We start from the raw sequence: 16,095 nt of genomic DNA, 5'->3' as shown, positions 1-16,095 counted from the left end.
TCTTTTTTACATTTATGACAAAACAACTAACACTACTCACCCTTCTACTTTTACTTTTTAATTCTTGCGGAGTTTTTCAATCGTACGAAAAACATCCAAAGAGAGAATTTAGAGGTGTATGGATAGCTACAGTGGTCAATATCGATTGGCCTAAAAACGGCAATGATACTTCTGAGAAACAAAAAGCCGACTACCTTAAAATTCTAGATTTTTATGAAAAGGAAAATTACAATGCCGTAATCGTTCAAGTACGTGCTTCAGGAGATGCTTTTTACGAATCTGATTACGCACCATACTCTCGATTTCTAACTGGTAAAGAAGGCACGGCACCAAAGTGGAATACAGATGTTCTTGAATGGATGATAAACGAAGCTCACCAACGTGGCATGGAATTTCACGCATGGTTGAACCCGTATAGAGCTACTTTCGATGAAAATTTCGAAGTCCTTTCTGACACCCATGATTACTGTAAACACCCAGAATGGATCGTGCATTATGGTAAAAAAAACTATTACAACCCTGGGCTACCAGAGGTACGCAAACATTTTTCTAATATCATTGCAGAATTGGTTGCCACCTATGATGTAGATGCTATTCATTTTGATGATTATTTTTATCCTTACACCATTAAAGATGCTGTTTTTAATGATTCCTTAGCATTTGAAACTTACGCACAAAAAGATCAGACTATTGATGACTGGCGACGTAGCAACATAGATTCTCTCGTAAGTCAATCTCACAATACTATAAAATCAATTAAGCCATGGGTACAGTTCGGTATTAGTCCGTTCGGGGTTTGGAAAAACAACTCGACCGACCCAAAAGGATCAGATACTAAAGCAGGGCAAACTACCTATGAAGATTTATATGCAGACCCTTTACTTTGGATGGAAAAAGGATGGATTGATTACCTAGCTCCCCAAGTATATTGGAGTATGGATCTGCCTGTAGCATCGCACACCAAAATTGTAGACTGGTGGTCTAAAAACAATTATGGCACCAACCTATATGTAGGTAACGGTCCTTATAAAATTAGAAACAACAGCGATAAAGCCTGGGACGATATTAAGGAAATTCCCAACCAATTAAAACTCGCCCGAGAGACACCAGAAATTCAAGGAAACATCATGTTCAGTGCCAAATCTCTAATGAACGACAACGATGATGTTGTTGAATATATTCATAAAAAATATTACAAATTACCTGCTTTGAACCCCGTTTCTTCGTTGGCAAAAAATCATATTTCAACGACACCTAAACTTTTAGATGTTTTATTAGAAGGTGATGAAGTCATTTTAAAATACGATGATTTAAGAGGCTTGCATTATGCACTTTTGTACAAGGCAGGGAGAAAAGTTAAAGAGGAATATCCTATTAAAAAATTGCTCTCAAAAAATTTAGTAGCATCGAATTCTAATTCCATTTGTATATCAAAATCAGATTATCGTAAATCATTTTACAGCATCAGTTTTATTGATTTTTATGGCGCAGAAACGAAACCAACAGTCATCAACCTAAAGAATAATCCTAAAAATGATTCAAAAAGATAAAGGCGCCTGGGCATGGGTTCCGGTTTTATATTTCACACAAGGGTTGCCGTATGTTTTGGTAGTTACCGTTTCGGTAATTATGTACAAAAAATTAGGCGTTAGCAATGAGGACATTGGTCTATATACCAGTTTACTGTATTTACCATGGGTATTAAAACCATTATGGAGTCCGTTTGTAGATCTTAAAAGCACCAAACGTAAATGGTTTTTAGCCATGCAACTATTAATTGCGGTTTCGTTATTGGGCGTTGGCTTAACCTTACCTACCAATATGTTTTTCATTTCATCATTAGCCTGTTTTTGGATGGCCGCTTTTGCATCGGCAACCAATGATATAGCATCAGATGGGTATTATATGTTAGGTTTGACCGAAAAGAAACAATCTTTTTTCGTAGGCATGCGAAGCACTTTTTATCGACTAGCAATGGTAACTGGTGAAGGGTTGATTGTTGTTTTAGCAGGATTTTTAGAGAATAAATATAGTGACAATACCAAAGCTTGGAGTGTGACTATGTCTGCAGCAGCATTTTTAATGTTGATAATGACGGTGACCAATTTCTTTGTCACACCAAAGTATGAATCTGAAAGTACCGAAGAAAAAGAAAAGCCAGCTGGGTTCTTAGAAGTTTTTACTACTTTTTTCAAAAAACCAGGTATTGGTATAGCACTAGCCTTTATTCTAACCTATCGTTTAGGTGAATCTCAATTAGTAAAAATGACATCACCATTTCTTCTAGATTCTCCCGATAAAGGCGGATTAGGATATTCAACAGAACAACTAGGAACCATTTTTGGTACAGCAGGAGTTATCTTTCTTTCCATAGGCGGAATTTTAGGAGGTGTTTTAATTTCTAGAGATGGATTAAAAAAATGGATGCTACCCATGGTACTTTCATTAAACCTACCGAATATTTTATACGCCATTTTAGCGGTGACAAATACCACTAATATTTATGCAGTAACGGCAACAGTAATTTTTGAGAAATTCGGCTACGGATTCGGTTTTGCAGCCTTTTTAATGTACCTCATTTATATTGCCGACGGCAAGTCTAAAACATCACATTATGCAATTTCCACAGGTTTTATGGCGCTAGGCATGATGTTACCGGGTATGGCTAGTGGCTATATTCAACAATGGTTAGGTTATGACGGGTTTTTCGTTTGGGTAGTTATTGCTGCGTTACCTGCACTATTCTTACTAAAATTCATTTCTTATCCGGCAGATTTCGGTAAAAAAACAACAGCTCCCAATGAATAAAATAATACCTACAATAGAAGCTATAGAAAAACTCTCTTTGACCGAGAAAGTAGGACAGCTTTTTATGCCCGCAGCTTTTATAAATGATACAGAAGAAGAAATTCAACAATTAGAAAAACTGATTTCTGAACATCACGTTGGCGGACTCTGTTTTTTTCATTCCAGAGCAAGTGCTGCTACCAATTTTGAAGGCAAGAAGAAAGTAGTTATAAACGAGAATAGTTTTGACACTTTAAAAAACCTCATCAAGAGATATCAAAATGCAGCGACCTACCCCCTACTAATTTCTATTGATGCCGAATGGGGTTTAGCAATGCGAATTGAAAATACGCCCCAATACCCGTATGCTATAACTCTTGGTGCAAATGCTGATAACGAAGTATTAGCTTTTGAAGTGGGCAAGCAGATTGCAAAAGATTGTAAAGCGGCAGGTATACATTGGAATCTTTCTCCTGTCGTTGATATCAACATCAACCCTAATAACCCAGTGATTGGGTATCGCTCATTTGGCGATGACAAAAAGAATGTAGTTAACATGGCTACTGCTTTTGTAAAAGGCACTCAAAGTGAAGGCGTGCTTACGAGCATTAAACATTTTCCTGGTCACGGAGATACCGCTACAGATTCGCATTTAGGCTTACCCGTTATTGAAAAATCTAAAGAAGAACTTATTGAAAATGAATTGTATCCTTTTCAAAAATTAATTGATGAAGGTGTCGATTCGGTTATGGTGGGTCACTTATCGGTACCTGCGTTAACTAAAAGCCCTAGCCTACCTTCAAGTATCAATAAAGATATTATTACCGGAATACTACGCACTGAAATGGGCTTTGACGGGGTTGTTATTTCCGATGCGCTGAATATGCATGCGGTGTCAAAACATTATCCTATTAAAGGAGAACTAGAATGGTTAGCTTTTGACGCAGGTAATGATGTATTATGTTTTGCAGAACATACAGAAGAAGGTATTCAGCATATCTTAAGAAATGCCACTGAAACTCAAATTAACAAAAGCATTGAACGCATTTGGCAACTAAAAGAAAAAGCGAGTTTAAAAGAAGATTCAACGCTTAAACTGACCGATCCAAGTTCTTTAAATAGAAAGATAGCAGAAAACTCACTGACTTTACATCATGGTACTTCTGCAGATATAGCAGCATTTAAAACAACAAACTTCTGTACGTTAACAATAAAACGATTTGGTACCGACCAAACGAAGCAAGATATTTTAGATAATATCTTAGAAATGAAAAAGGAAGTTGAACAAGAAACCGAAATCTTACTTCTATTAACTCCTCCCCAAATAAAACCGACCAACAACTTCGGATTCTTTGATGCCGAAATCGATTTTATAAATGAACTGATAGCCTCTAAAAATGTTATTCTGTATCACTTCGGTAATCCGTATGCATTGAAGTTTTTCAGTACGGAAAAAACCACTGCTACCGTAATTGCTTATCAGAATTTTAAAGAATTTCAAGATGTGGCAACCGAGCATTTTTTGGGCACTTTGGAAGCAAAAGGAAAATTGCCATTTAGTATAGAAAAAAGCCTATGAATCATAATGGGTGGTTAAGAGTTTTAGCAATCATAATACCCTACTTTCTAATAGTAGGGTTATTTCAAGTTGCAGGTGCTTTACTAGCAGGCATACCCATGGGCGATATAGACTACCAAGAAACGACCATACAACACGTAATTATGACGGCTTTTTCTTTCTTAGGCACACTTCTACTCATTTGGCTTTTTATGAAATTTGTAGACGAAGAAAAATTTATAGAAGTAGGACTTCAAATTAAAAGCAGAAATAAAGATATTGTTATTGGCACCCTACTCGGGTTAATAATTATGACCATTGCCTATTTTGGTCTAGTAGCTTCCAAGGAGATTGTATTCTCTAAATTCAATTTTAATTTACAAGAATTATTTTTAACCACGGTGTTATTTATACTAGTGGCAATTTTAGAAGAAGTGCTGTTTAGAGGGTATATTCAAAAAAATCTAATGCTCTCATTTAACAAATATGTTGCATTAATAGTTTCTTCTGTACTTTTCGCCTTAATGCATGGTGCCAACCCTAATATAAGTTTGTTTAGTTTACTGGGGCTTTTCTTAGCCGGTATGGCTTTGGGCGCTACATATATGTATACGAAAAATTTATGGTACCCAATAGCATTCCATTTTAGCTGGAATCTCTTTCAGTCATTACTAGGTTTTAATGTTAGTGGGCAAGATATTTATAGTATTATTGAATTTACGGTTCCTGAAAACAACAAAATTAATGGAGGTCAATTTGGCTTTGAAGGCTCTATTTTTTCTCTACTCACTGAATTAATTTTAGTGTTTTTAATCATCTATTATTACCAAATAAAAAAGAAACCCCAATTGATTGCAAATGAAAATATATAAAATTATTGGTCTAATGTCAGGTACATCATTAGATGGTCTTGACCTAGCCTATTGCCACATTTGGGAGAAAAATGGGGTGTGGGAGTTTGATATTAAAGAAACAAAAAGTGTTAAGTATTCATCAGAAATGTTGAATACCCTTAAAAATGCTATTAGTTTATCCGCAGAAAAACTTATAAAACTACATAACACATACGGTACGTGGCTAGGTGAGCAAACCTCGATTTTTATAAACGTGAACAAATTAGATGTAGACTACATAGCAAGTCACGGTCACACCACACATCACAGACCAGAAATGGCTCTTACTTTTCAAGTAGGTTCAGGGCAACATTTAGCAAACGCTACAGGCATTAAAGTAATTGCAGATTTCAGAACAAACGATTTGGCACTTGGCGGACAAGGAGCTCCGCTAGTACCTATAGGTGACCGTATGTTTTTTAATGAATATGATTACTGTTTAAATCTTGGCGGTATCAGTAATGTTTCTTTTGAAGTAAAGGACAAAAGAATAGCTTATGATATTGGTTTGGCAAATATGATTCTAAATTATATCACTAGAAAAGTTGATTTAGAATATGACGAAGATGGTAAACTAGCACGTTCGGGTAACATTAACACTAAAATGTTAGAGCAATTAAACAGTCTAAAATACTACCTATTACCGCATCCAAAATCGATTGGCTATGAATGGTTTTTAGAAGAAGTGGTTCCTATAGTTGAAGATAACGATGATACCATTGAAAATTTATTACATACAAGTATTCATCATATTTGCGATAAGGTAGCGCAACAAATAAATCTCAATTTCAAGCACAATAAGCAGCAATTATTGATTACAGGTGGCGGCGCATTAAATTCATTTTTAATAGAAACTTTGCAGCAAAAATTGGGCGACACAACAAAAGTAGTTGTACCAGAAAAAATAATCATAGAATTTAAAGAAGCATTGGTATTTGCTTTAATGTCCGTATTAAGAGTAGAGCAATTAACAAATGTACTCTCATCTGTCACTGGTGCAAAAAAAGATTCCTCAAGCGGAGTATTGTTCATACCCAATTAAACTTTTTTGCCTAATTTACTCGATAATCGAGTATTTAATGCACAGCAATCTATCGCTGAAACATATTAATTTTTATTTGAAGGATCCTTTGAAGAATTGAAGGATATTCACTTCATAAAAACCGGAATAGACATGTCAGAAAAACAAAAGAAAGCAACCGCTTACTGGAAAGAAAATGTTAGGTACTTATTTATTTTATTGGCTATATGGTTCGTTGTTTCCTTTGGGGCGGGCATTTTATTTAAAGAAGTATTAGATAGCATTAAAATAGGCGGTTTTAAATTAGGCTTTTGGTTTGCGCAGCAGGGATCTATTTATGTATTTGTAATTCTAATTTTTGTTTATGTAAGACTCATGAACAAGTTGGATAAAAAATACGGTTACAACGAATAACAGCACAACCATCAACCACCAAAAAACCACATTATGAGTGTTCAAACCTGGACGTATATTTTAGTAGGACTCACCTTCGCCCTTTACATAGGAATCGCGATTTATTCAAGAGCAGGATCCACAAAAGATTTTTATGTTGCTGGTGGTGGAGTTTCGCCACTTGCAAATGGAATGGCAACTGCAGCCGATTGGATGTCGGCAGCATCATTTATTTCCATGGCAGGAATTATATCTTTTGCTGGCTATGACGGCTCAGTATACCTAATGGGTTGGACGGGTGGTTATGTATTATTAGCATTACTATTAGCTCCTTATTTACGTAAATTCGGGAAGTTCACAGTCCCTGATTTTATTGGTGATAGATACTATTCAAAAACAGCACGTATTGTAGCTGTAATTTGCGCTTTGATTGTATCATTTACTTATGTAGCAGGGCAAATGCGTGGTGTTGGCGTAGTATTTTCAAGATTTCTACAAGTAGATATTGACACAGGTGTTATAATTGGTATGATTATCGTTCTTTTTTATGCTGTTTTAGGCGGAATGAAAGGTATCACCTATACACAAGTAGCTCAGTATTGTGTTTTAATTTTTGCCTTTATGGTTCCCGCAATCTTTATTTCTATTCAAATGACCGGAAATCCTATTCCGCAGTTAGGCATGGGATCAACTCTAAATGACGGCTCGGGAACTTTTTTATTAGATAAGCTAGACGGATTATCAACTGAACTAGGATTCAATGAATATACCGACGGCTCTAAATCTGTAACCGATATTTTTGCCATCACCCTAGCCTTAATGGTAGGTACAGCAGGATTACCACATGTAATCGTTAGATTCTTTACCGTTAAAAAAGTAAAAGATGCACGTAAGTCTGCCGGATTAGCATTGTTACTAATCGCTATTCTATACACTACAGCACCTGCCGTTTCTGTATTTGCCAAAACCAATCTTATTAACACCGTTAGCAACGAAGAATACTCTAGTATGCCAGTTTGGTTCAAAAATTGGGAAGAAACCGGACTATTATCTTTTGACGATAAAAATAAAGATGGCAAAATTCAATATGTAGCCGACAAAGCTAAAAACGAGTTAACCATAGATAATGACATTATGGTACTGGCGAATCCTGAAATTGCAGATTTACCTGCTTGGGTAATTGCCTTAGTAGCAGCTGGCGGATTGGCAGCGGCCCTTTCAACAGCGGCAGGTCTATTATTAGTTATTTCGGCATCGGTTTCTCATGATTTGGTGAAGAAAGTATTTAAACCAAATATTTCTGACAAAGCAGAATTATGGGTCGCTAGGGGCGCAGCAACAGTTGCTGTAGTTATCGCAGGTTATTTTGGTATAAATCCGCCAGGCTTTGTAGCCGCAGTAGTAGCTCTTGCATTCGGTTTGGCAGCAGCCTCATTCTTCCCGGCAATTGTTCTTGGTATCTTTTATAAAAAAATGAATAAAGAAGGAGCCATCAGCGGAATGGTTGTCGGCATCGTTCTTATGTTGTTCTATATGACCAAGTTCAAATTCGGCTGGTTTGGTGGTGGAACTCCTGAAGATTGGTGGTTCGGTATTTCACCAGAAGGGTTTGGTAGTATCGCTATGATTGCTAACTTTATTGTAGCAATTATTGTTTTACAATTTACACCAGAGCCACCTGAAGATGTTCAAGAAATTGTAGAAAACATAAGAATACCCAGTGGTGCAGGTGAAGCCACAGGACATTAAATGAAACAAATCAACATTCAACAACAACCAAAGGGTTTCAACACCCTTTGCATACTAAATTAACGCATACCATGAGTAATTACCACATTAAACATCTGGAGGAATATTATCAAGTTTATCGAAAATCTGTCCGTAATCCTGAAGCGTTTTGGGAAGAAATTGCCGAAGAACATTTTGTTTGGCGTAAGCGCTGGGACAATGTGCTTAGTTGGGATTTTAAGAAGCCGGAAATAAAATGGTTCGAAGGTGCTAAATTGAACATAACCGAAAACTGTTTAGATCGTCATTTACCAACAAGAGGTGAAAAAACGGCAATCATATTCGAACCTAACAATCCAGATGAGGAAGCACTTCATATTACCTATAGGCAATTACACGAACGTGTATGTCGTATGGCAAATGTTTTATTGGATCATGGCGTTAAAAAAGGTGATCGAGTATGTATCTATTTACCGATGATTCCTGAATTATCAGTAGCACTTTTAGCATGTGCACGTATTGGAGCTATACATTCTGTAGTATTCGCAGGGTTTTCATCACATGCATTATCAACACGTATTAATGATTCTGACTGTAAAATTGTACTTACATCAGACGGTTCTTTTCGCGGTAACAAATCAATCGATTTAAAAGGTATTGTAGACAAAGCTCTAGAGGCTTGCCCTGGCGTAGCGAATGTTTTGGTTGTAAATCGTACAGGTTCTGATATTCATATGGAGCCAGCAAGAGATAAATGGTTACAACCATTGCTTGATGAAGCATATGCAGATTGCGTTGCTGAAATTATGGATGCCGAAGACCCGTTATTTATTCTATATACTTCAGGATCCACAGGTACACCAAAGGGAATGGTGCACACTACAGCTGGATATATGGTATACACGGCATACACTTTTAAGAATGTATTTCAATATAGAGAAAATGATGTGTATTGGTGTACTGCAGATATTGGTTGGATTACAGGACACTCCTATATTGTTTACGGTCCGTTAGCCAACGGAGCAACAACATTGATGTTTGAAGGCGTTCCCTCCTACCCAGATTTTGGTCGTTTTTGGGAAGTTGTTGAAAAACACAAAGTGAATCAGTTTTATACGGCACCAACTGCTATTAGAGCGCTCGCAAAAGAAAACCTAGAGTTTGTTGAAAAACATGATCTATCAAGTCTTAAAGTATTAGGGTCTGTAGGTGAACCTATAAATGAAGAAGCATGGCATTGGTACAATAACAATGTAGGCAAAAAGAATAGCCCTATTGTAGATACGTGGTGGCAAACTGAAACTGGTGGTATAATGATTACCCCAATTCCGTACGTAACCCCTACAACCCCTACTTACGCAACCCTACCTTTTATTGGTATACAGCCAGCTTTGATGGATGAGAACGCCAAAGAGATAAAAGGAAACCAAGTTGAAGGTCGTTTATGTATTAAATTCCCGTGGCCAGCAATTGCAAGAACTATCTGGGGGAATCATGATCGCTTTAGAGATACTTATTTCTCTGCATATGAGAACATGTATTTTACAGGTGATGGCGCTTTGAGAGATGCCGTAGGATATTATAGAATTACAGGTCGCGTTGATGATGTCATCATTGTATCTGGTCATAATTTAGGAACTGCACCAATTGAAGATGCCATCAATGAACACCCAGCAGTAGCTGAATCTGCTATTGTAGGTTTCCCACATGATGTAAAAGGAAATGCACTCTACGGATATGTTATTTTAAAGGAAACAGGAGAAAGTAGAGATCGCGATAACCTAAGAAAAGAAATTAATCAGCAGATTACAGAACATGTTGGTCCTATTGCCAAACTAGATAAAATACAGTTTGTAAACGGACTTCCTAAAACACGTAGCGGTAAAATTATGCGAAGAATTCTTCGTAAAATAGCCAGTAATGATACTAGTAATTTAGGGGATACAAGTACTTTACTTAATCCTGAAATTGTTCAAGAAATTATGGATAGTTCTTTATAACAGCGTATATAATTCTTAGGAAGAAAAATCATATAATCCATCAGAATCATTTAACCATGAGTCTGATGGATTTTTATTTTGTACAAAAAACTTCACTTATAAATGAGCCTATGCTCTGAGATTTAAAAAATATTCTTTGATTAACTTGAAAATGCACGATTACTAGCAAAAAGAGGACGAGTCTTAAAGGTCATGAACAGCACTACAGATATGAGTCCGCATACACCTAAGCCTGCAAACAATGCCCAAACCGAATCTTCAATAAAGCTACCCACGAATATAGATATAGGTATAGAAAGAATTGTAGAAATGAATCCGGTAATCGCTGCACCTATTCCCGCAATATGTCCAATAGGTTCCATTGCAATGGATCTCATATTACCCCAAATAAATCCTAAGCACAAAAACTGAAGCGAAAGAAATATCAGTAAAATAGTTATGCTAGGGTCTTTAGAACCATAAAATAGCAAACTATATAATAAGGCTATAAATGTAAAAGCAACTAAAGCCGTGAACGATAAATTTCGCATACCAAAACGCAACACCAAGGTACCGTTCATTAAGGTTGAAAATCCGACAGAAAGTGCCAACCCAGCAAATACATAAGGGAATGTTTCTGTGAGTCCGTATAGTTCCTCAAAAACATGTTGAGCAGAACTTAAATATACCAAAAAAGAGCCAGTGATAAATCCTGATATCATGGTACATGAAACCGTTTCTTTATGTCTGATAATTTCTTTAGTTCCTCTAACAAAAACATGAAAAGAGAAAGGTACTTTGTACTCTAGTTTTAATGTTTCTTCTTGTCTTTTATAAAACCAAATCCCCACTAACAAAGCAAAAAACAACTGCAAATAAAAGATACCCTGCCAACCTGTTATACCCATAACCGCTTTACCGATCGCAGGCGCCACAACAGGAACTAAAATAAAAAAGGCAGTTACAAACGACATGATTTTGGCCATATAATCACCACGATACGTATCGCGAATAATAGAGATACTTATAGTTCTAGGTGCTGACAAACCAATACCTTGTAACACACGCCCTACAAGCATTATTTCAAGATTTGGAGCTAATAGGCAAATGATACTAGCTATCAAAAAAACAGTAAAACCTATGTAAACAATTGGTTTTCTACCAAGACTATCTGAAAGCGGACCAAAAAACAACTGCCCTACTCCCAAACCTAAAAAAATCATTGTTACCAGCAATTGATTCTGCGTAGGATCAAGACTGTTGATCGATACACCAATATCTGCCATTGCCGGTAAAATTGCGTCAATAGTTAACGCTACAATTGACATCAAAGAAGCCATTAAGGCGACAAACTCAAAATTCGGTTTTACCTGTTCATTCTGCATCACGCAAAAATAAGGCTTAACAATTCATGCAATGTTATTAAAAGTTGATTTTTGAGTTTATGCATTTTTGAAATTCAAATATGTACTTTTGCATTAAATTAGAATGTATGCTGATTATAGGTATTGCCGGTGGAACAGGTTGTGGAAAAACCACAGTAGTAAATCAAATTATAAATGAGTTACCAAATGAAGAAGTTGGGGTAATTTCACAAGATTCATACTATAACGACCTATCTCATTTATCTTTAGAAGAGAGACGCAAAACTAACTTTGACCATCCAAGTTCTATCGATTTCGCGCTACTTGAGCAGCATTTAATTGCTTTAAAAAATGGAGAATCTATAGAACAACCTGTATATTCATTTTTAGAATGTAACAGAACGGCAAAGACTATACTTACACACCCTACAAAAGTTATCATTGTAGAAGGCATTTTAATTATGACCAATTCTGCTATTCGCAAAATGTTCGATATTAAAATATTCGTGCATGCTGACACAGATGAAAGGTTGATCAGAAGATTAAAACGAGATGTCAACGAAAGAGGTTGGGATTTAGATGAAACTATAGAAAAATACCAAGCTGTAATTAAGCCAATGCACGAACAGTTTATTGAGCCAACAAAAGAATATGCAGATATTATTATTCCGAATAATAAATATAATACAGTTGCCGTTGAAATAGTTAAGAGTATTATTAATGAAAAAATAATGCAAGAGTAATGGCATTCAAAGATTTAAAACAAAAAAAATGGTTTAAAGTCATGACTAATATGTATGTATTAGTACTGTCCGTTTTTCTTGTTTGGATGCTTTTTTTTGACACCAATTCACTTCTAATTCATTTGGAATTGAGAAAAGAAATAAAAAAACTAGAAAAAACTCAAGATTTTTTGAAAGATGAAATTGCTAGAGATAAAAAAATTATCGAAAAATTATCTGACGAAGATGAGCTTGAGCGTTTTGCTCGAGAAGAGTACTATTTAAAGAAAAAAAATGAAGAAATCTATCTTATTGAATACGAGGATAGTTTAAAACTTAAGGATAAAGAATAGTTTTTCATATCATTTTAATAAGTTTTAGTCTTTCTACATACTACACAATAAACAGTAGCTTAACCGTTTCATAATTAAAAGTTTAACGCTTTATTAAAGAAAAGTAAGTGCTTATTCACTTAGTGTTAACAAAAAGCTTTCATTAGCCCCATAAATAATTGTATTTTTACCACCTAACTTACTTTGAACATGGGCAAGATTATTGCTATAGCCAATCAAAAAGGAGGCGTAGGTAAAACTACCACCACAGTTAACTTAGCTGCCTCTCTAGGTGTATTGGAAAAAAAGGTTTTATTAATCGATGCTGACCCCCAAGCAAATGCAACTTCTGGGTTAGGTATTGATGTTGATGGTGTTGAACTAGGCTCATACCAGCTAATGGAACATACCAAAACTGCTAGGGAAACTATTATACCTACAACCTCTCCTAATGTAGACCTTATTCCTGCACACATTGACTTAGTCGCCATTGAAATAGAATTGGTTGACAAAGAAGAGCGTGAGTACATGATGAAAAAGGCTATTACAGACCTTAAGAACGATTACGATTATATCTTAATTGATTGTGCGCCATCATTAGGTTTACTAACCTTGAATGCACTCACCGCTGCAGATTCGGTAATTATACCAATTCAATGCGAATATTTTGCTTTAGAAGGACTAGGTAAATTATTGAATACCATAAAAAGTGTTCAAAAATTACATAATGCAGATTTAGATATCGAAGGCATGTTGTTAACCATGTACGATTCTAGATTACGATTATCTAACCAAGTAGTTGATGAAGTAAGAAAGCATTTCGGCGATATGGTTTTTGAAACTGTAATTCAACGTAATGTTAGATTAAGTGAAGCTCCTAGTTATGGGGAAAGTATAATCAAATATGATGCTGCCAGTAAAGGAGCAACAAACTATTTGAACATGGCTAACGAGATAGTCAAAAAAAATAAGCAGACGGTTTAAGTATGGCAAAAGCGACAAAGAAACAAGCTTTAGGTAGAGGACTTTCGGCTCTTTTAAAAGATCCGGAGAATGATATTAATACAGCATCAGATAAGAATGCAGATAAAGTTGTAGGTAATATTATCGAGCTCGATTTAGAACACATTGAAGTAAACCCGTTTCAACCTCGTTCTAATTTTAATGATGAGTCAATAAAAGAATTAGCCACCTCAATTAGAGAACTTGGTGTAATTCAACCAATTACCGTAAGAAAATTAGGCTTCAACGAATATCAATTAGTATCTGGAGAACGAAGATATCGTGCTTCTAAACTTTTAGGTTTAGACACAATACCGGCATATATACGTATCGCTAACGACCAAGAGTCTTTAGAGATGGCATTGGTTGAAAATATACAACGTCAAGATTTAGACCCTATAGAAATTGCACTTTCTTACCAACGACTTATAGACGAAATTAATCTTACTCAAGAGAGATTGAGTGAACGTGTTGGAAAAAAACGTTCTACAATTGCCAATTATTTACGATTGTTAAAATTAGACCCGATCATACAAACCGGTATGCGCGATGGTTTTTTAACTATGGGGCATGGTAGAGCTTTGGTTAATATTGACAAAAAGCAGGATCAAATATCGCTTTACGAAAAAATCATCTTTGACAATCTTTCTGTTAGAGATACCGAAAGTGCAGTAAAAGCATACCATGCTGATGATGTACCTACTGATGAAGTAGTCAAAAAAGTAAACAAAGAAGCTTCTGTTTTTGTTCGTAAGGGTATAAAAGAACTTACCGACGCCTTATCAGTAAAGGTAGATATCAAATCTGCTGATAATGCAAGAGGAAAAATAACCATACCATTTAAGTCTCAAGAGGAATTTGACCGTATCAAAAAATTGATAACAGGTGCGTAACTATCTTTCATTATTAAGTACACTATTATTATTTATTAATCTTTCCTTTTCTCAAGAGGAACAAGATTCTATTCCTAAAACTGAAATAGATAGCGTCCAAGCTGACCTTGCCAAAAATGGCATTGTTATCAAAGATTCTGTTTCCTTCAAGAAGGCTAAAAAAGAATTTAATCCATTAGCCCCAAGTAAAGCAGCATTTTATTCTGCAGTTCTACCTGGCATGGGTCAAATTTACAACAAACGATACTGGAAAGCCCCAATTGTCTGGGGAGCTATCGGCGGAAGTGTATACATGTATATCTACAACAATGATCAATATCAACGTTTTAGAACAGCATTCATAAGAAGGCAAGCTGGTTTTACGGATGATGAATTTAATGGTGAAGGAACATTACCATTATTTGATGTAGAAAGATTAGAATACCAACAAGAACGTTTTCAAAGTGATCGTGATCTTTGGCTAGTTGCTGCGATTGCATTGTATGCTTTAAATATAGTTGACGCCAACGTTGACGCCCATTTAAAACAGTTTAATATTGATGATGACCTGAGTATAGACTTTGAACCCTATCTTGATTTAAATCAAGTGACCAATAGTCCTAATTACGGAATGGCATTAATTATAAAATTTTAAGAATGAGAATTGCACTTTTCGGGTACGGAAAAATGGGGCAGATGATAGAACAAGTCGCTATAAAGCGTGGTCATGAAATTGTTGCCAAAATTGACGAGAATTCTGAAAATATTGATTTTAGCACTATGGATGTTGCTATTGATTTCAGTATGCCAGAAGCAGCTTTCGGCAATATTACCAAATGTTTACATAACAATGTACCAATAATATCAGGTACCACTGGTTGGTTAGATAAATATGAAGATGCAACTACCTTATGTCAAGAAAAGAAAGGTGCATTTATATACGCCTCTAATTTTAGTTTAGGAGTAAACATTTTTTTCGAGCTGAATAATTACTTAGCAAAAATGATGCAGAATCTTCCTGAGTACAACGTGGAACTGGAAGAAATACATCACACTCAAAAATTAGATGCACCCAGCGGAACAGCCATAACTTTAGCTGAAGGTGTTATTGCAAACTCTAATTACAAGCAATGGAAGTTAGACAGTGCATCTAAAGAAACTTTGAAAATTACATCTAAAAGAATTGGCACAGTACCAGGTACACATACCGTAGCCTACGAGAGTATTGTTGACAGCATTGAGATAAAGCATACTGCTCATAACAGAGAAGGTTTTGCCCTAGGTGCAGTAACAGCAGCAGAATGGATTATTGGTAAAGCAGGAGTTTTTTCTATGAGAGATGTGTTAAACCTAGGTTAAAAACGTAACAAAAATTAATCTCAAAGACTTATGAATTATTGATGACTTAATTAGCATCAAAAAAATTCATCCTATTTCAATAAAA

General features: G+C 35.7%; 15 protein-coding genes. 14 read left to right on the top strand and 1 reads right to left on the bottom strand.

Annotation, left to right across the window (positions count from 1 at the left end; translation table 11 throughout):
* The first annotated feature begins 14 nt into the window (after positions 1-14).
* The 8 genes from BUC31_RS16180 to acs all read left to right on the top strand — a co-directional run bounded on the left by BUC31_RS16180 (position 15) and on the right by acs (position 10,380).
* Positions 15-1,550 (top strand): glycoside hydrolase family 10-like protein, encoded by a 1,536-nt coding sequence (locus BUC31_RS16180; RefSeq protein WP_073246194.1) that lies wholly within the window; start codon positions 15-17, stop codon positions 1,548-1,550.
* Positions 1,534-2,808 carry an MFS transporter gene (locus BUC31_RS16175; protein WP_073246193.1) on the top strand — a complete coding sequence of 425 codons (1,275 nt, stop codon included), beginning with the start codon at positions 1,534-1,536 and terminating at the stop codon, positions 2,806-2,808. Before BUC31_RS16180 ends, BUC31_RS16175 begins: the two co-directional genes overlap by 17 nt.
* Positions 2,801-4,366 (top strand): glycoside hydrolase family 3 protein, encoded by a 1,566-nt coding sequence (locus BUC31_RS16170; RefSeq protein ID WP_073246192.1) that lies wholly within the window; start codon positions 2,801-2,803, stop codon positions 4,364-4,366. Before BUC31_RS16175 ends, BUC31_RS16170 begins: the two co-directional genes overlap by 8 nt.
* On the top strand, positions 4,363-5,217 hold the full coding sequence (locus tag BUC31_RS16165) for a CPBP family intramembrane glutamic endopeptidase (protein WP_073246187.1): 855 nt from the start codon (positions 4,363-4,365) through the stop codon (positions 5,215-5,217). The genes BUC31_RS16170 and BUC31_RS16165 overlap by 4 nt, the downstream gene beginning before the upstream one ends.
* Positions 5,204-6,280, top strand: a complete 1,077-nt coding sequence (locus tag BUC31_RS16160) for an anhydro-N-acetylmuramic acid kinase (RefSeq protein WP_073246185.1) — start codon at positions 5,204-5,206, stop codon at positions 6,278-6,280. Before BUC31_RS16165 ends, BUC31_RS16160 begins: the two co-directional genes overlap by 14 nt.
* Before the next feature lie 132 nt (positions 6,281-6,412).
* Positions 6,413-6,673, top strand: coding sequence for a DUF4212 domain-containing protein (locus tag BUC31_RS16155; RefSeq protein WP_073246184.1), 261 nt, complete (start codon positions 6,413-6,415; stop codon positions 6,671-6,673).
* Positions 6,674-6,706: 33 nt separating this feature from the next.
* Entirely contained in the window at positions 6,707-8,401 is a 1,695-nt protein-coding gene (locus BUC31_RS16150; RefSeq protein ID WP_073246183.1) for a sodium:solute symporter family protein, read from the top strand.
* Between the two features lie 71 nt (positions 8,402-8,472).
* Entirely contained in the window at positions 8,473-10,380 is a 1,908-nt protein-coding gene (gene acs / locus BUC31_RS16145) for an acetate--CoA ligase (protein ID WP_073246181.1), read from the top strand.
* Between the two features lie 140 nt (positions 10,381-10,520).
* On the opposite strand, the gene BUC31_RS16140 is transcribed toward acs, so the two are convergent.
* Complete coding sequence (locus tag BUC31_RS16140) at positions 10,521-11,744, bottom strand: multidrug effflux MFS transporter (protein WP_073246180.1); 1,224 nt, start codon at positions 11,742-11,744, stop codon at positions 10,521-10,523.
* Between the two features lie 107 nt (positions 11,745-11,851).
* Here BUC31_RS16140 and udk point away from each other — a divergent pair, with 107 nt between their 5' ends.
* From udk to dapB, 6 genes are all read left to right on the top strand, one after another.
* Positions 11,852-12,466 (top strand): uridine kinase, encoded by a 615-nt coding sequence (udk, locus tag BUC31_RS16135; protein ID WP_073246179.1) that lies wholly within the window; start codon positions 11,852-11,854, stop codon positions 12,464-12,466.
* Complete coding sequence (locus BUC31_RS16130; RefSeq protein ID WP_073246177.1) at positions 12,466-12,798, top strand: FtsB family cell division protein; 333 nt, start codon at positions 12,466-12,468, stop codon at positions 12,796-12,798. The genes udk and BUC31_RS16130 overlap by 1 nt, the downstream gene beginning before the upstream one ends.
* Positions 12,799-12,987: 189 nt before the next feature.
* Positions 12,988-13,761, top strand: coding sequence for a ParA family protein (locus BUC31_RS16125; protein WP_073246175.1), 774 nt, complete (start codon positions 12,988-12,990; stop codon positions 13,759-13,761).
* Between the two features lie 2 nt (positions 13,762-13,763).
* Entirely contained in the window at positions 13,764-14,672 is a 909-nt protein-coding gene (locus BUC31_RS16120; RefSeq protein WP_073246173.1) for a ParB/RepB/Spo0J family partition protein, read from the top strand.
* Positions 14,665-15,306: a DUF5683 domain-containing protein gene (locus BUC31_RS16115; protein ID WP_244534066.1), complete on the top strand. Its 642-nt coding sequence runs from the start codon at positions 14,665-14,667 to the stop codon at positions 15,304-15,306. The genes BUC31_RS16120 and BUC31_RS16115 overlap by 8 nt, the downstream gene beginning before the upstream one ends.
* A 2-nt stretch (positions 15,307-15,308) precedes the next feature.
* Complete coding sequence (dapB, locus tag BUC31_RS16110; RefSeq protein ID WP_073246171.1) at positions 15,309-16,010, top strand: 4-hydroxy-tetrahydrodipicolinate reductase; 702 nt, start codon at positions 15,309-15,311, stop codon at positions 16,008-16,010.
* Positions 16,011-16,095 lie beyond the last annotated feature (85 nt).

Origin of the sequence: Maribacter aquivivus (genome assembly GCF_900142175.1) — a bacterium.
Classification (GTDB): domain Bacteria; phylum Bacteroidota; class Bacteroidia; order Flavobacteriales; family Flavobacteriaceae; genus Maribacter; species Maribacter aquivivus.
The sequence above is the reverse complement of the archived record's forward strand: the minus strand, read 5'-3'. Positions and strand labels throughout refer to the sequence as shown.